Genomic DNA, 18,092 nt, shown 5'->3' on the forward strand with positions numbered 1-18,092 from the left:
GTAAAGGAGAAACTTAGCATGAAAGTCGTCGTCGTTGGAGGTGGTATTGGCGGGCTCACGACCGCACTGGCGCTGCTGCGCCATGGTATCGAGCCGATTGTACTGGAGCGTGCTCCGCAGTTGACCGAGGTCGGAGCGGGCGTCCAGATCGCCGCGAACGGCACGATCGTGTTGCGTGAACTGGGGCTGGAACCCGAACTGGCGAAGATCGCGATGGTGCCGGAGCGGTTCGACTACCTCGAGTTGTCGACCGGGCGCCTGCTTTACGTCGCGCCGCTTGGCAAGGAAGCCGAGGCGCGCTACGGCGGCTTGCTTTACAACATTCATCGTGCCGATCTGATCGATCTGCTCGCGAAAGCGTTGCCGCCTCACGTGGTCCGTCTGGGCGCGGAGTGTGCATCCATCTCGCAGGACGACGAAGGCGCGTACGTCACGCTGCAAAACGGCGAAGTCATTCGCGGCGACGCCGTGATTGGCGCGGACGGCATCCACTCCGCTGTCCGGACGGCGCTGCGCGGGCCCGAAGAGAAGCAGTTCGCCAACATCCTCATGTGGCGCTCGCTGATCCCCGCCGATCGCCTCAAGGGCTTGAATCTGCCGGTAGCGGGCAACAACTGGTTTGGCGTGGGCCGCAACATCGTCTCGTACTGGGTTCGCCCGGACCTCTACAGCATTCTCGCTTCGGTGCCGGCCGCCGAGGTGAGCCGCGAGTCCTGGACGCAGTCGGGCGACGTCGAACAACTGCGCCGCTCGTTTGAAGGTTGCGAGCCGACCGTGCAGAAGATGCTGGATGCGGTGGACTCGACGTTCATCACCGGCATGTATCACCGCGATCCGATCGAACATTGGGCGACTGGCCGCATCGCTCTGCTCGGCGACGCCGCGCACGCGATGGTGCCGTACCTGGCACAGGGCGCTTGCCAGGCGATCGAAGACGCCTGGGTTCTGGCCAGTTGCCTGAACGAACATGGCTCGGACGGCATCAGTGAGGCGCTGCTGGAATACGAACGTCGTCGCCAGCCCCGTACCACACGCATTCAGGCCGGCGCGCGCTTCGTCGTCGACTGGGCGCACGAGCCCGATGAGGCGCGTGTGCACCAACGCAATGGACGCCTGAAAGGGCTTTCGCGCATCGATCCGCTCGCCGAGGCTTCGTGGTCGTTTGCCTGGGGGCACGATGTGCTCGCGGCTGCCAAACTGCCGCCGGGCGAGGTGGTGGGGCTGAGCGCGGCGCGCGAGGGCAAGCGGATGGAGCGTCCCGAGAGCCAGCGTGCTTTTGATCTCTGGAAGGGCGTGTTCGCGCCGGATGACATCGCGCGTGGCGATCGCGGACAGCGCGACGCGTACGAACGTTTCCTGCTCAAAGAGTTTCCCGTGCCAGCCGGCACCGAAGTGAGCCACGCCGATCTTCACGGCGTCAGTGCGCTGCGCACGGTCGCCGCGGGAGCGGGGCATCAGGCGACGGTGCTGCACTTCCACGGCGGCGGCTACGTGCTGGGTTCGGCGAAGAGCTCGGTTGAATACGCCGGCCGCCTGTCGCGCGCGCTGAACGGTCCGTGCTACACGGTCGACTATCGTCTTGCGCCCGAGCACCCGTACCCCGCCGCGTTCGATGACGCGTTCAGTGCGTATCGCGGCCTGCTCGCGTCCGGTGTCGATCCGTCGACGGTGTTTCTGAGCGGCGAATCGTCCGGCGGCGGTCTTGCGCTGGCGCTGGGCGCCGCGTTACGTCGCGCGTGCGTGCCGCTGCCGGCGGGCGTCATTGCCGTTTGTCCGCTGACTGACCTCACGCTGAGCGGTCCGTCCGTCAAGGCGAATTCGGGCGACGACCCGGCGGCGAATCGCGAGACGCTTTCCAATCTCGTTGCTTCGTACTTCCAGGCACACGAGCCGACCGATCCGATGGTGTCGCCGCTGTTCGCGGACCTGGCCGATCTGCCGCCGGTGTTCCTCGCCGCCGTGAAGGGCGAAGTGCTGGAGAGCGACACAACGCGTTTTGCCGAACGGGCGAAGGCAGCCGGCGCGAATGTGACGTTGAAGTTGGTGGACGACTCGGTTCACGTCTTCACGCTCTTCCCGTTCTTGCCTGAAACGGCCGGGACGCTGGAAGAAATCGGGCAGTGGAGCCGCAATCTGCTGAAGCAGTAACGAGAGGGGCATTCGAGTCGGGCTCCGCGCCCGACTCGTCCTTTCCAAAGCTTTTCAAAGCGCAACGCTTTACCTCTGTATTTCGTCCCCTGCATGGAGTAGACATGACGGCAACCTCATTGCGTCAGCCGGACGGCATGCCGCGCCAGTTATGGGCGCCGCAGACATCGCTGTACACGAATCTCGACGTTTCCGCGAACCGGCATCCAGACAAGGCCGCCATCCTGTACTACGGCAATTCTTTGAGCTATGGGCAGTTGCGGCGAGAAGTGGAAGCCATGGCCGGGTTTCTGCAGCAGCACTGCGGCGTCGCTCGAGGCGAGCGCGTCGTGCTCTATATGCAGAACAGCCCGCAGTTTGTCATTGCCTTCTATGCGATTCTGCGTGCCGATGCCGTCGTCGTGCCCGTAAATCCGATGAACCGGGCGTCCGAGCTCCAACATATCTTTGAAGACAGCGGCGCAAAAGTGGCATTTGCCGGAGAAGAACTCATGGAACACGTGCGGCCGCTTTCGGGCCGTCACGTGGATCACGTTGTCGTTGCCCGCTATGCCGACTATCTGCGCGATCAGACCGATCTGCCGCTGCCCGACATGCTGACCCCGGCCGTAGAGCCGGCCCACGCAAGCCCCGCAGCGGGTGTCATCCGCTGGAACGACGCACTGTCCGGCGGATTCCTGCCGAGCGCACATGCGTCCGGTCCGGAAGATCTCGCCGTCATTCCGTATACGTCCGGCACCACCGGTCGTCCAAAGGGATGCGTCCATACACACCGTAGCGTGATGCATTCGACGGTGTCGTGCGCTGAATGGCCCAATCTTCCAGACGACAGCGTGCTGCTCTGCTCCGTGCCGCTGTTCCACGTCACCGGCATGCAGAACTGCATGAACATGCCGTTATACATCGGCGCGACGATGGCGATCATGACCCGCTGGGACGCGCAATGCGCTGCGCTGCTGATCGAACGCCAGCGCGTGAGCACATGGATCACGGTGCCCACCATGGTCATCGACTTGCTGAACCTTCCCGGCATCGACCAGTTCGACCTGAGTTCGATCACCTACCTGAGCGGCGGCGGAGCTGCCATGCCGCAGGCCGTTGCGCAGCAGATTCAGGACCGCTGGCGCATCGCCTATGTGGAAGGCTATGGGCTCACCGAAACGATGGCGGCAACCCACACCAATCCGCCGAAGCACAGCAAGCCGCAGTGCATGGGTGTACCGGTCTTCAACACGTACTCGCTCATCGTCGATCCCGACACCCTGGTGCCGCTGGGCGGTGAAATTCTCGTGAGCGGGCCGCAGGTTTTCGAAGGGTACTGGAATGCGCCCGAAGCGTCGCGCGATGCCTTTGCGACGATTGGCGGCCGGCGCTATCTGCGCACCGGTGATCTTGGCTATGTCGATCGCGACGGTTACTTCTTCGTGGTTGACCGGCTCAAGCGCATGATCAACGCGTCGGGCTACAAGGTGTGGCCAGCCGAGGTGGAGGCCATGCTATTCGAGCATCCTGCCATCCAGGAGGCCTGTGTGATTGCGACCCACGACCGGCGTCGCGGCGAATCCGTCAAGGCGGTCATCGTGCTTCGGCACGGTGCCTGTGCAACAGAGCAGGAGATTGTCTCGTGGGCGCGCCAGCACATGGCGGCCTATAAGGTTCCGCGCGTCATCACGTTTGCCGACAGCTTGCCTCGTACTGCGAGCGGAAAGATTCAGTGGAAACAGTTGCAGGAAGCTGAGAATCAGCGTGGCGGCGCGTGATCCGCAGACGGCTTTCTCTGTCAGCGCGATGCGGGCTGTCTCGGCAACACGACACCGAAGAAACAGTGTGCACCAGACGGCCCCGAAGGGTACCGGCATCGCCGTGCCCAACACTGCAAGATTTCTTGCAATTTCGGGGTTACCACGCCCCCTTCAGTGACGCTCCATGTTGTGCGTTGCAGACACCTGCGCAGACACATCGGGAAATGTAAGTTTTCTGACGGTCCAGACATATTTTCCCGGGCAACGTGTGGTCGTGGACACATCACTCCGCCAGCGAGTGGGGTCTGCCGCGTGGAAGGGCGAGCGGGGCTTTGCAGGAAAAATGCATGGCAGTGGTCGATATGTTTCGTAGTACAACATAAGCATAAAATTGGAGTCGTCAGATGAGGAAGGTAAGGAGATTGGCCGGCAATGCAGTTTGGCGGCCGCGCAGTATGAAAGCGTTGTACTCAGGAAAGGCCGGCGTGCTGGCCGGCGTCATTTCGACCGTGTCGCTGTGTTCGGTCCCGGCGCACGCGCAGTCGTCCGTGACGCTCTACGGCCTGATGGATGCCGGCATTCGCTATACGACGCGTGCGGATCCGGCGGGCGATTCCCAGTTCAAGCTGGGAAGCGGCGAGAACGAGAGCCACTTCGGCATCAAGGGCGCGGAGGACATTGGCGGCGGGACGAAGGTTGTGTTCGATATCGAGGATCGTTTCTTCGTGAACACGGGGGCGGTCGACCCGGCCTATCCGTTCTTCAATACGGCTTTTGTCGGCTTGCAATCGAATACCTACGGCAAGCTGACCATGGGGCGTCAGCTCAATCCGCTCTCCGACGCGGTGCTGAGCGCTTTCGTGACGAACCGCTGGCTGCCGACCTTCTATCAATTCCGCCCGGAAGTGACGATGGCTCAGGGCGTCTGGACCAGCAACATGGTCAAGTACGCCGCGCGCTGGCAGTACCTGACGGCCGAGGTCTCGTACGCATTTGGCGGCATGGCAGGGCAGTTTGGCGCGGGCAGCCAGATCGGGGCATCGATCCTGTATCTGCCCGGTGCGCCGTTGACCTTTGCTGCCGCGTATCTCGACTCGCGCGACGCAGTGAACTCCGACGCCCACCTCAAATCGTGGACCGCTGGCGGGTCCTACACGTTCGACTCCACCACGTTCACTTTTGGCTGGTCCGTCAACCGGCAGGACCCTGGCTTTGCCGGCAATTTCCCGAATGGTCCATTCTCCGCCCCCGCACTGACCGCGCTGAAATTCAATACATTCAGCTCGCGGCAAATGTTCTTTGGCGGTGTGACGCAGCTGATCGGGACGGCCACCCACCTGTCCGCGAATGTGTGGCGCACCACCCAGTCCGGGAAGACTCAGCCCTCCGACGGCAACGCCACACAGTTCCAGCTGCTTGCGGACTACAACTGGTCGAAACGCACGGACACTTATGTCGAAGTCGACTACTCGCTATATCGCGGTGGGATGATCGGCGCGCAATTCCAGGGCATCAATGCGGTGAGCTCGGCGTTCGGCAGCACCCAGCTGGGCGTGACGGCCGGTGTGCGGCATTTGTTCTAGGCAGGCAGCCGGGCGGTACGCCGCTCGAACGAGCCGGCATGCATGGGCGCGATCATTGGTAATCCTGAAAGGACGCGAGAAGATCTCTCGAACATATTTCGATCCGTCCATACCGCAGCGTGATCGCGCCCTCCTGCGCCATGGCCTTGAGTTCGAGCGAAAGCGTCTGGCGCGTGATGCCGAGCATCATGGCGAGCGTGTCCTGCGAGAGGCTCACGTCCTGGCGGCACTGCGGCGAGAATGTCACGTCGCCGGAAGCGAGCAGCAGCAGGCGCCGGGCAATGCGCGCGCGCGTGGAATGAAGCGTGGCGTCCTCGACCATGCGATAGAGCCAGTTCATGTGGATGGACTGCAGTTCGTTGATCGCCCTGACGAATGCGTTGCTCTGCATCAGCTCCTCGAAGGAGGCGGCCTTGACCACCAGGACGGTTGACCGTTCGAGCGCCACGACATCGCGCAGGCGTGGTTGACGGCTCGTCAGGGAGGTCTGTCCAAACCAGTTGCCCGCTTCGATGACGGCGAGGATCGCTTCCTTGCCGTCTTCGCGAAGCGTGAAGGCTTTGAAGCGGCCACTTTTGATTCCGTAGAAGCCGACCGGCGCATCGCCCCGGTGGAACAGAAATTCCCCAGGGTGCAGCGTGATCAGCTCGCCGCGGCGAATCAGCGCCTCCTGCTCTTCGGCAGGCAGGGCGCTGAACCACTGGTTGGTCCGCATTGCTTCGGACGTGTCGGTCATGAAAGCCATTTGGGCACGCGGAGTCCGCTCAGATAACCGCTTCGATCAGCATCGGGCCGCGACGCTTCATCGCGCGCGCGAAGGCGGCGTCGAAATCCACGCTCGTTTCAGCACGAACCGCTTCGACACCCATGCCTTGCGCGAGGGCGACAAAATCGAGCGACGGGTTCTGCAGATCGAACATGGAGGCGGCATGGACGCCATCCGTGCGCGCGCCGACGCGCGTGAGTTCATTGGCGAGGATCTTGTAGCCGCGATTCGCGTAGATGACCGTCACGACGTCGATGTTTTCCCGCGCCTGCGTCCACAGAGACTGAATCGTGTACATGGCGCTGCCGTCGCCCTGAAGGTTGACGACCTTGCGGTCGGGGCACGCGATGCCCGCGCCGATCGAAACGGGCATCATGCTGCCGATCGCGCCGCCCGTCAGGGTCAGGAAATCGTGCGGCGCGGCCGACTCGGTCAGGCCGTAGTACGCCATTGCGAGCGACGCCTCTTCGGTAATGATCGCGTTCTCGGGCAGATGCAGGGCGACGCTGCGCATGATCGACTCGCCGGTCAGCGGGCCATTCGGCGAGTACTCGAGTGCCGTGCGCACGCTGAGCGGGGCGACCGCATGCTGGGCACCGAGCGCCTCGACCAGCGCTTCGAGTGCCGCGGTGCCGTCTTCGTGCGGATGTGCGAGGACGGCGATGCGGCATCCTTGCGGCGTCAGCCAGCTCGGCTTGTCCGGGTAGCCGAAGAAGCTGACCGGCGGCTGCGCACCGACGAGCACGATCAGTTCGGTGCCGGCGAGGAAGTCGACAACCTGCTCGGCAAAATACGGCAGGCGTTCGACCGCCACGCGACCGGCGCCACGCTGCAAACGCGGTGCGAACGTGTCGCAGAGCAAGCGGGCACCCGTCCTGGCGGCGATCCGGCCGGCCGCGCGAAGACCCTGGTCCTGCAACGCCTTGCCGCGCAGCAGGAAGGCGGTCCGCACGCCGCTTCGGGCAAGCGCGGCAATCCGCTCGACGGTGTCGTCGCTCACGCGCGCGGGCACCGGAGCCGGCAGCGGCGCGGCGACGCTATCGGCCGGCGACCACGCGGTGTCGGCGGGCAGAATCAGCGTGGCGATCTGGCCTGCGCCTTCCAGGGAGGCCTGCACCGCGCGTGCGGCGTCGGCGCCAACTGTCAGCGCGCTGCTCGACGAGTGGATCCACTGCGACACCGGCCGGGCGAAACCCTTGATGTCGGAGGTGAGCGGCGCTTCGTAGCGTGCATGAGTCGACGAATGGTCGCCGACGATATTGACGACCGGGCTCGATGCGCGGCGGGCGTTGTGCAGATTGGCGAGGCCATTCGCGAGTCCAGGGCCGAGATGAAGCAGCGTGCAGGCCGGCTTGCCCGCCATGCGCCCGTAGCCGTCGGCGGCACCCGTCACGACGCCTTCGAAAAGGCCGAGAATCGGTCGCATTCCTTCGACCGAATCGAGTGCCGCCACAAAATGCATTTCAGACGTGCCCGGGTTTCCGAAGCACACGTCCACACCACTTGCGATCAGGGAACGCAACAGACTTTCAGCGCCGTTCATAGTGAGTCACCTCAATGTCGAAACTATCAATCAAGCTTTGCACCCTCGGTATTTCAGGGGCCTGGACGTCGTGCATCGACGTATGAATTGATGGTATCGACGGGGTCGTCGTGCAAAAATACAGTCTGATCGGAAAAATTGTTACGTCATGCGCAAAAATCTCGATTACGGATTGCTGCACGCCATGACCGCGTTCGTGCGGGTTGTCGACGCGGGAAGCTTTACGGCAGCCTCCGAACTGATGGAGCTGACCACGGCGCAGGTGTCGAGGCTGGTTTCCGAACTGGAGAACCGTCTGCAGACGAAACTGCTCCAGCGCACCACGCGGCGCATGGCGCTCACCAGTGCCGGCGAGCGCTACGTCAGCCAATGCCGGACGATTCTGGAACTGGTCGATGAAGCCGAAGGCGAGGCGAGCGGCGCGCGAATCCAGCCGACCGGCCGGCTGAGGGTGCTGTGCATGGCAAGCTTCGGCGACCGCTACGTGGTGCCGATCGTGGCAAAGTACTGCGCGATGTATCCGGCGGTGACGGTCGAGTACAGCGCCTCGCAATACGTGCCCGATCTGCTGGCTGAAGGGGTGGATGTGAGCGTCTACCTGGCTCAGAGACTGCCGGATTCGAGCGTGGTCGCGCAGCGGCTGGGCGCGGTTCATGGGGTGCTGTGCGCCGCGCCGGCGTACCTCAAGCGGCATGGTTCGCCCAAAACCTGGCAAGAGCTGGCCGACCATGCGTGCCTGCGCCTCGTCAATCCGTCAACCACGCCTCATTGGGAGTTGACCGACGGGAAGATGACCCACTCAATGCAGCCGGCGGGTCCTTTGGTCGGCGATCATCCCGAGGCGGTATTGCATGCGGCATGCAGCGGGTTGGGCATTGCATTGCTGCCGGTGTTTTCGGTGCTGGACAGGATACGGAGCGGCGAACTCGTGCAGGTGTTGCCTCAGTGGCGCTCGCCTGACGTGGGGGTGTACGTGTTGATGCCGTCGAGGAAATTCCTCGAAGCCAAGACGCGCGCGTGGATCGATCTATTGAAGGCGGAGTTGCCGCCCGCGCTGGAACATGACGCCATGCAGATCCGCCAGGATGAAAAGCCCAAACGGCGCCGCCCACGGCCGGCAAGTTCCGCGCGTTGATTGACCTTCACGTACCCGATAATCCAGCTATCTGATCGAGGAGCGCATGGACCGGTTGACTGGCATTGCAGTATTCGTCGCGGCGTGTTGCGCATTGCCGCGCCCGTTACCTTCGGGGCGATGCATCTCGGCGAGCGCAAACGTGCGGGCTCCTAGATCGCTGCGCAGAGATCTATGCCAAAAGAGGTAGGTCATCCAGGTGATGGCTCCGGCCCTTTTCTGAACCAGAATGCGGCTTGACGCGCTACGACGAGCTGTCCGGCATGTCGAAGTCGACGCTCCGTTCGGCGGGGATATGATCTGCCCCGTGGTGGTTGCAGACAGCTCCCCATCAGCCAATACGAACGCCCGTGCCGTGCACACGAACCGGGCGCCGTCAGCGCCGTGTGACGCGCGCCGGCGGCGCGCGACGTTTCCGCTTCGCCGCCTCGCGCTTGCTGTTTTCATCAGCGTAGTCGCGGATCATGTCAATCAAGGCGCGCAGACCCGCGGGAACATGGCGCCGGCCCGGGTAGTACAGGCATAGCCCGTCCAACGCCGGCGTCCAGTCTTCGAGCACCCGGACCAGCGTGCCCGCCTCCAGATCAGCGTTGACGTGCCATTCGGCCAGATAGGTCAGACCGACGCCGGCGCGCGCCGCCTCCAGCATCAGGCCCGCATCGTTCAGCGTCATTGGACCATTGCCGTCGATGCGCAATGTTTCGCCATGCCGTTCGAATTCCCACTGATAGATGGATCCGCTCGGCATCCGGCTGCGGATGCACTGATGCGCATTGAGGTCCGACGGCGTGCGCGGCGGCTTGTGCCGCGCAAAATACGCCGGACTGCCGACAACGGCAAACCGCTGCCTGTCGCCGAACGGCACGGCGATCATGTCTTGCGGCACGACATCCATCAGACGGATGCCCGCGTCGAACCCTTCGACCACGATATCGATCAGACGCCCCTCGGTGACGAGGTCGATCTTCATTTCGGGGTAGCGGTTCAGAAAGGCGATGAAGAGCGGCATGACCTGATTCGCCGCGCCCAACGAGGTATTGATGCGCAACGTGCCCGACGGCGTGTCGCGGAAGCTGCCGGCCTGCTCGATCGCTGCCTGAATGGTCGAGAGGGCCGGCGCGACGCTGCTCACGAATTGGGCTCCGGCTTCGGAGAGCGACACGCTTCGCGTGGTGCGATTGAAGAGCCGCACACCGATGCGCGCTTCAAGTGCCGCCACGGCATGGCTTAGCGCGGATGTCGATACGCTTAATTCGTTTGCCGCGGCGCGAAAACTGCGATGACGCGCCACGGCCAGAACGGCTTCCAGTTCGCTCAGGCCCGATGTCTTCATTGTCCTAAATCACTCAACAGGTCATCCTCGATTGTACGGCTAGTCAGTTCAATCACGAGAGCCTATCTTGTGTCCAACGCAACCTTTTTTCGGACAAACCATGCAGATCATCGACAAAATCTATATCGACGGTGCATTCGTGACGCCGCACGGCGACGAGCTCTTCGACCTTGTCAATCCATCAACCGAGCAGGTCATTGGCCGCGTGCGTCTTGCCGACGCCGAGGACGCCCGCGCCGCCATCGCGGCGGCGAAGCGGGCCTTTCCGGCGTTCTCGCGCACTGGCAAGGCCGAGCGCGTCGCGATGCTGAGGCGCATGCACGCGGCTGTGGTCGCAAAAGAGGATGAACTCTTCGAGGCCATCGTCGAGGAATACGGCGCTCCGGTATCGCGCGGCCGCTGGATGGCCAGCCACGCCAGCGACGTTCTGCTGCAAATGGCGAACACGCTGGAGAACTATTCGTTCGTACGTCGCGCCGGATCGGCCGAAGTGGTGATGCAGCCGCTCGGCGTTGCTGGGCTGATCACGCCGTGGAACAGCAATGCAGGCTTTATCTGCGGCAAACTGGCGGCGGCGCTTGCCGCTGGTTGCACGGCTGTCATCAAGCCAAGCGAGATGAGCGCGATCCAGACGCGTGTGATCACCGAGGCACTGCATGAAGCGGGGCTCCCGGCAGGCGTGTTCAACATCGTCACGGGACGGGGCGAAACGGTGGGCGCGGAGATCAGTTCGCACCCCGACATCGCAAAGATCTCGTTCACGGGATCGACGGCCGTCGGCAAAACGATTCTGCGCACGGCCGCGGACACGCTCAAGCGTGTGACCCTGGAACTGGGCGGCAAGTCACCCATGATCGTGCTCGACGACGCAAACTTTGACGAAGCCGTCCCGCTTGCGCTTCAGGCAGGGTTCATGAACAGCGGGCAGGCATGCATTGCCGGCACGCGGATTCTGGTGCCGCAGGCAAGACTCGCGGAATTCGAGCAGAAAATGGCAGACGCCGTGGCGGATATTCAGTCTGGCGACCCGCGTGATCCGCACACGAGTATTGGCCCAATGGTGAATCAGAAGCAGTGGGAGAGGGTGCAGCGCTGTATTCGCATCGGTGTCGACGAAGGCGCACGCCTGATTGCCGGAGGCGAAGGGCGTCCAGATGGCGCGAAAGCAGGCTGGTTCGTGCGTCCAACGGTCTTCAGCGATGTGCGAAACGACATGACCATCGCGCGCGAAGAAATCTTCGGACCGGTGCTGTCGATCATCGCCTATCGAGATACAGAAGACGCAATCAGGATTGCCAACGATACGCCGTACGGTCTGCAGGCTTACGTCTGTTCGTCCGACGCCACGCGAGCAAGCGCGGTGGCGTCGCAGATCGAAGCGGGACGTGTGCTGGTCAACACGCTTGCACACGAACCGGCGGCGCCCTTCGGCGGGTTCAAGCAGTCGGGGATCGGCCGCGAATACGGTACGTTCGGACTCGAAGCGTTTCTCGAACCGAAGTCGCTGCTTGGTAGTGTGTGACCGTCAGTGGGTCGGCTGTTGCTCCACGCAAGGGCAGGTGACGCGGGCGCGTTAGCCCATAAGCGGCGGCAGTTCTTCCTTCAGGAAGTCGGCCAGCGCGCGTACCGACGGCATCATGCCGCGACGGGTCGGGAATAGTACTGCCAGGCGTCCTTCCCTCGGGCGCCACTCCGGCAATACGACGCACAAAGTCCCAAATTCGATCTCTCGCGTACATGCATACAGAGGCAGGCTTGCGATCCCCATTCCTTCCAACGCGGCCTCTTTCAGCGCCGCGATATTGTCGCTGTGCAGGCGGGGTCGAATGGTCCGCTGGGCAACGTCGCCATCGGCGCCGAGCAGGCGCAGCACCGTCGCCGGCTCATTGAGCGACGCGTAGATCAGCAGATCGCCCGGTGGCAGCGCGTCCGGCTCATCAATCGTTCCGGTCTGCGGGGCTCGCCACCAGCCCCCAGCGCGCGGTGCACAGCGGAGCCTGGATCAGGCTGGACGACGCCACTTCAACACCTAGCCGCCGTACCACCACATCGACATATTCTTCGACAAGATCGACTTGCCGGTGACTGGCCTCGATGGCCAGACGAACCTTGGGGTAGCGCAGCATGAAGCGGGGCAGCAACCGGGCCAGCACGATGTCCGTAATCGCGACGGGCATGCTGGCCCGCACGAGACCCGACGGTTCGATGATCCTTCGCGCTCTATGCCTTCCTGGGGCACTGCCCAAATTCCTCCATGAGGAAACCCAGAAACGCCCGTATCTTCGGCGCGACGTGCTGCCGCGACGGATAGATCGCATAGAGCGTGGTTTCCACCGTGCTCCAGTCTTCCAGTGCCGCTTGCAGCCGTCCTTCTCTCAAGTCGTCTTCGACGTAGGGGTAGGGGATCAGGCTAACGCCGAAACCCGCGCGCAGCGCGTCACGTATAGCGAGACTCGATGCCACCGAATAGCGGGCCTTCACGGCAATCCTCTCAACACGGTCGGCTTTCCTGAACTCCCAAAGATCCGCATGTCCCGACAGGCTGAAGCGAATGCAGTTGAGCCCTTTCAGGTCGGCCGGCGTGCGGGGCTCGCCATGCTCCGCGAAATACGACGGCGCGGCACACAGCACATGCCGCATGACCGTCAGCTTTCTGGCAATCAGGCTGGAGTCCTCGAGATTGTCGCTGCCGCGAATGGCAAGGTCGAACCCTTCGCGCACGAGATCGACGCGCCGGTCGTCGAGATGCAGATCGAGCTTCAGGTCGGGATAGCGCGATAGAAACCGGGGAATGGCGGTCGAGAGCCGGGTCAACGTCCAGGTCATCGGCGCGGTGACCCGCAACGTGCCGCCAGGCGCTGTCTTGATCGGGTGCAGCGCTTCGTCCGCCTCGGTCAGCGCATCCAGCCCGCGCGTGACATGTTCGAGATAAATCCGGCCTTCCTCGGTGAGCGCCATGCGCCGCGTCGTCCGGTTGATGAGCCGCGCGCCGACCGCCGCTTCCAGCTCGGCGATGTTCTTGCTGATCGCCGCCGGCGACAGCGCCAGCCGCCGTCCGGCCTCGGCAAAGCTGTTCAGCTCCGCCACGTGGCGAAACACCTGCAAGGCGGTATAGCGATCCATTTAATCATTCACCGTGGGTAAAGGATGTTCTTCTTTAATTGATATTATCATTCGTCAGTGAATTCCGTATTCTGCACTGAGACCTTGTCAGTTCGGAGCGGAATCGTGACCCATCCCACCATCGCGCGGATCGAGCAGCGTGCTTCGGCCAACCTGCTGCTCACGGCAATCGCGCCCGCCATCTGGGGCAGCACCTATATCGTCACCACCACGTTGCTGCCGGGTTTTTTCCCCGTCACGGTCGCCATGCTGCGCGCCTTGCCCGCCGGGTTACTGTTGCTCCTGATCGTGCGGCAATTGCCGACAGGCATCTGGTGGCTGCGCGTGTTCGTCCTTGGGGCGCTCAACATCGCGTTCTTTCTGAGCATGCTGTTCGTCGCAGCGTACCGGCTGCCAGGCGGGGTTGCTGCGACGGTGGCCGCGGTGCAGCCGTTGATCGCGGTGTTCGTAGCCGCTTTCCTGATCGGCAGCGCGGTTCGCGCGTTGTCGATCGTCGCCGCGCTGGTCGGGATGGGCGGTGTTGCACTGCTGGTGATGACTCCCCACGCGGCGCTAGATGGGGTGGGCGTTGCGGCGGGTCTCGCCGGCGCGGTCTCGATGGCCGTCGGCAACGTGTTGACCCGCAAGTGGCAGCCGCCGGTATCGCTGCTGACTTTTACGGCCTGGCAACTGAGCGCAGGTGGCCTTCTTCTGGTTCCGGTAGCCCTCGTTTTCGAACCGGCTTTTCCGGTTCCGACCGCGGCCAACCTGCTTGGACTCGCGTGGCTCGGACTGATCGGCGCGGCCTTGACGTATGCGCTCTGGTTCCGGGGTATTGCGCGGCTGGAGTCCTCCGTGGTGTCGTCGCTCCTGTTCCTCAGTCCCTTGACCGCGGTGCTGCTGGGATGGGTGTTCCTGAATCAAGCCTTGAGCCTGCCGCAGATCTGCGGTGTCGCGTTCATCGTTGGTAGCATATGGCTTGGTCAACGTGCCAATCGCAGCTCCGCAGCTCCTTCCAAACCGACGAGAGATCATGCCCATGCGACTTGCCCGCCTTGTTCTACCTCTGCTCGCCATCCTCGCCGCCTCGCCGGCGTTCGCGAAGATGGTCGCGAAACCCGTCGATTGGACGCTGGACGGCACGACGTTCAGGAGCATGCTCGTTTATGACGACGCCTCCACCGCGAAGCGCCCTGGTCTTGTGATGGTGCCCAACTGGTTTGGCATCAACGACACGGCCGTTGCGAAGGCCAAGATGATCGCCGGCCAGGACTATGTAATCCTGCTGACCGACATGTATGGCGAAGGCACGCGTCCCAAAGGCGACGCGCAGGCCAAGGCGGCAGTCGCACCGCTTTACGCCGATCGCAGGCTGATGCGCAAACGCATCGGCAGAGCGTTCGAGCAGTTCAAGGCCGAAGCCGCCAATGCCCCGATCGATCCGTCGCGTCTTGCGGCCATCGGCTTCTGTTTCGGCGGCGGCGTGGTGCTCGACCTCGCGCGCAGCGGCTCGGATGCGAAAGCCGTGGTCGCATTCCATGGCGATCTCAGTACCGACGATCCCGCTCTCGCCAAAAACATCAAGGCACGCGTGCTCGCCATGAACGGCGCCGACGATACCTACACCATGCCGGACGCCCCCAAATTCACGGAGCAAATGCGCAGCAGCAGCGCCGATTGGCAGTTTGTCGAGATCGGGCACGCGGTTCATTGCTTCACCGAAACCGAGGCGACGGCCAAGACGGGCGGTTGCCGTTACGACGCCAAGGCCGCAGCCCGCTCTTATACGATGATGCGGGACTGGCTGACGGAAAGTTTCGCCACGAACTGAAGCAGTGCGTGGCGCGCGGCCTCGAGAGAGAGGCGCGCGCCAGCTAGTCCGCTACGCGGCTAGGCCGCGGCGCCCCGCAGATCCCGGATATGCTGGTAGACGGTCGCGCGCCCCATGCCAAGCACGTTGGCGACATAGTTGGCGGCGCTCTTTCCCTTGAATGCGCCTTCCTCCCATAATGCTTCCACCAGTTCGCGCCGGTGGTCGCGCGTCAGCGAGTTCAGCGCCAATTGCCGTTCCTGCAGCCACGCGTGCAGGAAGGTGTTGATGCGCTCCTGCCAGTCGTCCTTGAACAGTTCTTCAGGTTGTTTGACGAGGCCTGCGCCCGAGATGACGCGGTCGATCACATGCTTCATGTCTTCGAACACGGCGATGTTGTAGTTGACGCACATCACGCCCGCCGCGACCCCGGCGTCGTCGAACAGAACGGTGCTCACACAGCGCATGCGCCTGCCGTCCCAATTGATCTTTTCGTAGGGGCCGATCGTACCCACACCCGCGGTGTGATCGATATCTTCCAGCGCGGAGTCGTCGCCGAGTTCGCGTTTGGACAGGTTGTTGGCGATGTACGCAATCGTCTGGCTGTGCAGGTCATGAATGACGATTTCGACGTACGGAAAGAAGAGCAGGGCGATACCGTCGGCGACACGGCTGTATCGTTCGAGCAGAAGCCGGCGCGCGGGCGCAGTCTTGGTCTTTCTCATTGGCGGGAGTGAGATGTCAGGTTGGGCGAGATCCGGCGATGCCCGCCGCCGCCGCGCAACCCGTGGTCATGTGATGCCCTATTTTGCCACGGGCGATGCGCGTCACGCGTCACGGTGTTCCCGGCTTCGGCGCGCGATGCGGCGTCAGGCGGCGGTGTGGCCGCGTTGCGCGGCCGCGTGCCTGAACAGTTCATACGCGATCGCCACGTCTTCCAGGCCGAGTCCGATGGAACGGAAAAACGCATGACGCCGATACGAAGGTTGAGCGGCCGTTCCGGCCACCAGTTCGGCCAGATCGCCCCGCACGCTCTGCGCGGACCAGTCGTGCTGTTGGGCCGCCAGTTTCATTTCGCCGGCGCTGGCCGGGGTGGTCTTCCGGTAGTCGCAATAGACGTCCATTTCAGGAATCCACGAAGGCGGAATTTCGTGAGCGTTGGCGACGTTCGTGCTGATCGACGTGATGAGCGCGGGTTGGGTGAGCATGCCCTGCTCGAGCACGGGCGTGCCCGATGACGTGCACAGCGCCACCACGTCGGCATCGCGTACGCAGTCTTCAAGACGGGTGGCGATCCGCACGCGTTGATCCAGTGCGGCGAGCTGGGCGCGTTTCGTCTCGTCCTGCGCGAGGCCAGGGGAAAACACGCTAACCGACTCCCACTGCCGCAGTGGCGCAAGGTGACGCAGATGCGCCTGTCCCGCCGCGCCGGTGCCGATGATGGCGAGCCGGCGAGCTCCCGCAGTGGCGAGGCGGTCCACCGCCAGCGCCGTGGCACCGGCGGTGCGCTCGATGGTGAGCAGGCCCGCGTCGCACCACATCAGCGGCTGGCCCGTTTCCATCGACATCAGCGCGGTCCACGCCGTGATGACCGGCTTCGATTCCGTGACGATGTACGGCGACAGCTTCGCGCCGAACACTTTGGCGTCCGCGACCGCGCCAAGGTATGTGATGAAATCGCCGGCGCCGTGCGGAAACACCGTGAGGGTCTGAGGCGGCTGCACCGCGTTGTCGTTGGCAAGTGCGAGAAACATGCGGGTCAACGCGCCGCGTACGTCGAGGTGAGGCAGCGCATTGCGCACCTCGTCATGCTGGACGATCAGCGGGAAACCCTTGTCGGTGCTGCTCATTGGCCTGCTCTCCAGATGGCTGCCGGCTTGCGGCGGTAGGGCAATTCTAAAGTCAAAAAGTCCAGATTGGACTTTTATTTTGAAAATTTCTTGCAATTTAGAGTGTCCAGAATAGACTGTGTGTCCAGAGCGAGTGTGAGGACCGGCCGGCCGGCGCCTCATGCCTGACCTCGAGTTCGCGCGGGTGCGTCACCGTCCGCGCCCCACGTTAGCGATCGATCCGCAACCACCCAGGGAACCACCATGCCTCTGAAGCTTTCACTCTCATTTGTCGTCGCGGCCGCGTTGATGGGCTCAGCCAGCATCGTCAGCGCCGAAACGCAAAGCACGTTGCGCTTCGGTATCGAGGCGGCCTATCCGCCGTTCGAAAGCAAGTCGCCCAGCGGGCAATTGCAGGGCTTCGACGTTGACGTCGGCAACGCGGTCTGCGCGAAGATGGCGGTCAAGTGCGAGTGGGTGGAGAATTCATTCGACGGATTGATTCCCGCGTTGCAGGCGCGCAAGTTCGACGTGATCAATTCCGCCATGAACATCACCGAAAAGCGCAAGCAGTCCATCAATTTCACGCCGGCCATCTACGTCGTGCCGATCGTGATGGTGGTCAAGCGGGGTTCGCCGTTGCTGCCGGACGTGAAGAGCCTGCAGGGCAAGCGTGTCGGTGTGCTGCAGGGCTCGTCGCAGGAGGATTTCCTGAAGCAGCACTGGGCGCCGGCCGGCGTGTCGATCGTCTCGTATCAGGATCAGGACCAGGTCTATACCGACCTCGTTGCCGGCCGCCTCGACGCCGCCGTCCAGGAGGCACAGACCGCCGAGGACGGCTTCCTGAACAAGCCCGCGGGACATGACTACACGATCGTCGGCAACCCGCTCTCGGACCCGGCCACGCTGGGTGAGGGCACGGGCTTCGGCATGCGCAAGGGCGACAAGGCGCTGGCCGGCAAGGTCAACGCGGCGCTGGAAGCGTTGAAGAAAGACGGCACGCTCAGCAGCCTGTCGCAGAAGTATTTCAAGCGCGACATCATCGCGAAGTAAGGTGTGGCCGACCCGGCGTCAGCAGCATCGCGCCGGGCGTTCTGAATG

The 18,092-nt window shown here is 63.2% G+C and carries 16 protein-coding genes; 8 read left to right on the forward strand and 8 right to left on the reverse strand.

Annotated features, from left to right (window positions below; genetic code table 11):
• Positions 1-18 precede the first annotated feature (18 nt).
• The 3 genes from A6V37_RS17970 to A6V37_RS17980 all read left to right on the forward strand — a co-directional run bounded on the left by A6V37_RS17970 (position 19) and on the right by A6V37_RS17980 (position 5,473).
• Entirely contained in the window at positions 19-2,148 is a 2,130-nt protein-coding gene (locus A6V37_RS17970) for an alpha/beta hydrolase fold domain-containing protein (protein WP_064286169.1), read from the forward strand.
• Between the two features lie 104 nt (positions 2,149-2,252).
• A complete protein-coding gene (locus tag A6V37_RS17975) occupies positions 2,253-3,908 on the forward strand; it encodes a long-chain-fatty-acid--CoA ligase (RefSeq protein WP_064270572.1) in 1,656 nt (551 codons plus the stop codon).
• 437 nt (positions 3,909-4,345) lie between these two features.
• The gene (locus A6V37_RS17980) at positions 4,346-5,473 is read left to right on the forward strand and encodes a porin (RefSeq protein WP_064286170.1); all 1,128 of its coding nucleotides are present in this window, start codon (positions 4,346-4,348) and stop codon (positions 5,471-5,473) included.
• A 52-nt stretch (positions 5,474-5,525) separates the two neighbouring features.
• On the opposite strand, the gene A6V37_RS17985 is transcribed toward A6V37_RS17980, so the two are convergent.
• Together A6V37_RS17985 and A6V37_RS17990 are read right to left on the reverse strand one after the other, a co-directional pair.
• The gene (locus tag A6V37_RS17985) at positions 5,526-6,218 is read right to left on the reverse strand and encodes a Crp/Fnr family transcriptional regulator (protein WP_242665913.1); all 693 of its coding nucleotides are present in this window, start codon (positions 6,216-6,218) and stop codon (positions 5,526-5,528) included.
• 19 nt (positions 6,219-6,237) lie between these two features.
• On the reverse strand, positions 6,238-7,782 hold the full coding sequence (locus A6V37_RS17990) for an acetolactate synthase large subunit (RefSeq protein ID WP_064270574.1): 1,545 nt from the start codon (positions 7,780-7,782) through the stop codon (positions 6,238-6,240).
• Between the two features lie 148 nt (positions 7,783-7,930).
• Here A6V37_RS17990 and A6V37_RS17995 point away from each other — a divergent pair, with 148 nt between their 5' ends.
• Positions 7,931-8,917 carry a LysR family transcriptional regulator gene (locus A6V37_RS17995; RefSeq protein ID WP_064270575.1) on the forward strand — a complete coding sequence of 329 codons (987 nt, stop codon included), beginning with the start codon at positions 7,931-7,933 and terminating at the stop codon, positions 8,915-8,917.
• A 376-nt stretch (positions 8,918-9,293) separates the two neighbouring features.
• Here the strand turns inward: A6V37_RS17995 and A6V37_RS18000 are convergent, their stop codons facing one another.
• Entirely contained in the window at positions 9,294-10,250 is a 957-nt protein-coding gene (locus A6V37_RS18000; protein ID WP_064286171.1) for a LysR family transcriptional regulator, read from the reverse strand.
• A gap of 100 nt (positions 10,251-10,350) precedes the next feature.
• Between A6V37_RS18000 and A6V37_RS18005 the strand changes: the two genes are divergently transcribed.
• Positions 10,351-11,772, forward strand: coding sequence for an aldehyde dehydrogenase family protein (locus A6V37_RS18005; RefSeq protein WP_064270577.1), 1,422 nt, complete (start codon positions 10,351-10,353; stop codon positions 11,770-11,772).
• A 51-nt stretch (positions 11,773-11,823) separates the two neighbouring features.
• On the opposite strand, the gene A6V37_RS42855 is transcribed toward A6V37_RS18005, so the two are convergent.
• The 3 genes from A6V37_RS42855 to A6V37_RS18020 form a co-directional block, all read right to left on the reverse strand.
• A complete protein-coding gene (locus A6V37_RS42855) occupies positions 11,824-12,123 on the reverse strand; it encodes a LysR substrate-binding domain-containing protein (RefSeq protein WP_064270578.1) in 300 nt (99 codons plus the stop codon).
• A 64-nt stretch (positions 12,124-12,187) separates the two neighbouring features.
• Complete coding sequence (locus A6V37_RS42860; protein ID WP_082902845.1) at positions 12,188-12,568, reverse strand: LysR substrate-binding domain-containing protein; 381 nt, start codon at positions 12,566-12,568, stop codon at positions 12,188-12,190.
• Positions 12,471-13,373: a LysR family transcriptional regulator gene (locus A6V37_RS18020; RefSeq protein ID WP_064270580.1), complete on the reverse strand. Its 903-nt coding sequence runs from the start codon at positions 13,371-13,373 to the stop codon at positions 12,471-12,473. The genes A6V37_RS42860 and A6V37_RS18020 overlap by 98 nt, the downstream gene beginning before the upstream one ends.
• Positions 13,374-13,478: 105 nt before the next feature.
• Here A6V37_RS18020 and A6V37_RS18025 point away from each other — a divergent pair, with 105 nt between their 5' ends.
• Both A6V37_RS18025 and A6V37_RS18030 read left to right on the forward strand, forming a co-directional pair.
• Positions 13,479-14,522: a DMT family transporter gene (locus tag A6V37_RS18025; RefSeq protein ID WP_242665914.1), complete on the forward strand. Its 1,044-nt coding sequence runs from the start codon at positions 13,479-13,481 to the stop codon at positions 14,520-14,522.
• Positions 14,458-15,183: a dienelactone hydrolase family protein gene (locus tag A6V37_RS18030; RefSeq protein ID WP_207547663.1), complete on the forward strand. Its 726-nt coding sequence runs from the start codon at positions 14,458-14,460 to the stop codon at positions 15,181-15,183. The genes A6V37_RS18025 and A6V37_RS18030 overlap by 65 nt, the downstream gene beginning before the upstream one ends.
• Positions 15,184-15,242: 59 nt before the next feature.
• Here A6V37_RS18030 and A6V37_RS18035 read toward each other — a convergent pair whose 3' ends face one another.
• Positions 15,243-15,887, reverse strand: coding sequence for a helix-turn-helix transcriptional regulator (locus tag A6V37_RS18035; RefSeq protein ID WP_064270582.1), 645 nt, complete (start codon positions 15,885-15,887; stop codon positions 15,243-15,245).
• A gap of 144 nt (positions 15,888-16,031) precedes the next feature.
• On the reverse strand, positions 16,032-17,012 hold the full coding sequence (locus A6V37_RS18040) for an ornithine cyclodeaminase family protein (RefSeq protein ID WP_064270583.1): 981 nt from the start codon (positions 17,010-17,012) through the stop codon (positions 16,032-16,034).
• 243 nt (positions 17,013-17,255) lie between these two features.
• On the opposite strand from A6V37_RS18040, the gene A6V37_RS18045 reads away from it, so the two are divergent.
• Positions 17,256-18,044, forward strand: coding sequence for an ABC transporter substrate-binding protein (locus tag A6V37_RS18045; RefSeq protein ID WP_064270584.1), 789 nt, complete (start codon positions 17,256-17,258; stop codon positions 18,042-18,044).
• Positions 18,045-18,092: the final 48 nt, after the last annotated feature.

The organism is Paraburkholderia ginsengiterrae (assembly GCF_001645125.1).
GTDB classification, from domain to species: Bacteria; Pseudomonadota; Gammaproteobacteria; order Burkholderiales; family Burkholderiaceae; genus Paraburkholderia; species Paraburkholderia ginsengiterrae.

Coding starts and splice junctions, on each gene's coding strand:
- A6V37_RS17980 (WP_064286170.1), top strand. CDS start 4,346: ATGAAAGCGTTGTACTCAGGAAAGGCCGGCGTGCTGGCCGGCGTCATT.
- A6V37_RS18045 (WP_064270584.1), top strand. CDS start 17,256: ATGCCTCTGAAGCTTTCACTCTCATTTGTCGTCGCGGCCGCGTTGATG.
- A6V37_RS17970 (WP_064286169.1), top strand. CDS start 19: ATGAAAGTCGTCGTCGTTGGAGGTGGTATTGGCGGGCTCACGACCGCA.
- A6V37_RS18005 (WP_064270577.1), top strand. CDS start 10,351: ATGCAGATCATCGACAAAATCTATATCGACGGTGCATTCGTGACGCCG.
- A6V37_RS17985 (WP_242665913.1), bottom strand. CDS start 6,218: ATGGCTTTCATGACCGACACGTCCGAAGCAATGCGGACCAACCAGTGG.
- A6V37_RS18030 (WP_207547663.1), top strand. CDS start 14,458: ATGGTCGCGAAACCCGTCGATTGGACGCTGGACGGCACGACGTTCAGG.
- A6V37_RS17975 (WP_064270572.1), top strand. CDS start 2,253: ATGACGGCAACCTCATTGCGTCAGCCGGACGGCATGCCGCGCCAGTTA.
- A6V37_RS42860 (WP_082902845.1), bottom strand. CDS start 12,568: ATGCGATCTATCCGTCGCGGCAGCACGTCGCGCCGAAGATACGGGCGT.
- A6V37_RS18020 (WP_064270580.1), bottom strand. CDS start 13,373: ATGGATCGCTATACCGCCTTGCAGGTGTTTCGCCACGTGGCGGAGCTG.
- A6V37_RS17995 (WP_064270575.1), top strand. CDS start 7,931: ATGCGCAAAAATCTCGATTACGGATTGCTGCACGCCATGACCGCGTTC.
- A6V37_RS17990 (WP_064270574.1), bottom strand. CDS start 7,782: ATGAACGGCGCTGAAAGTCTGTTGCGTTCCCTGATCGCAAGTGGTGTG.
- A6V37_RS18000 (WP_064286171.1), bottom strand. CDS start 10,250: ATGAAGACATCGGGCCTGAGCGAACTGGAAGCCGTTCTGGCCGTGGCG.
- A6V37_RS18035 (WP_064270582.1), bottom strand. CDS start 15,887: ATGAGAAAGACCAAGACTGCGCCCGCGCGCCGGCTTCTGCTCGAACGA.
- A6V37_RS18040 (WP_064270583.1), bottom strand. CDS start 17,012: ATGAGCAGCACCGACAAGGGTTTCCCGCTGATCGTCCAGCATGACGAG.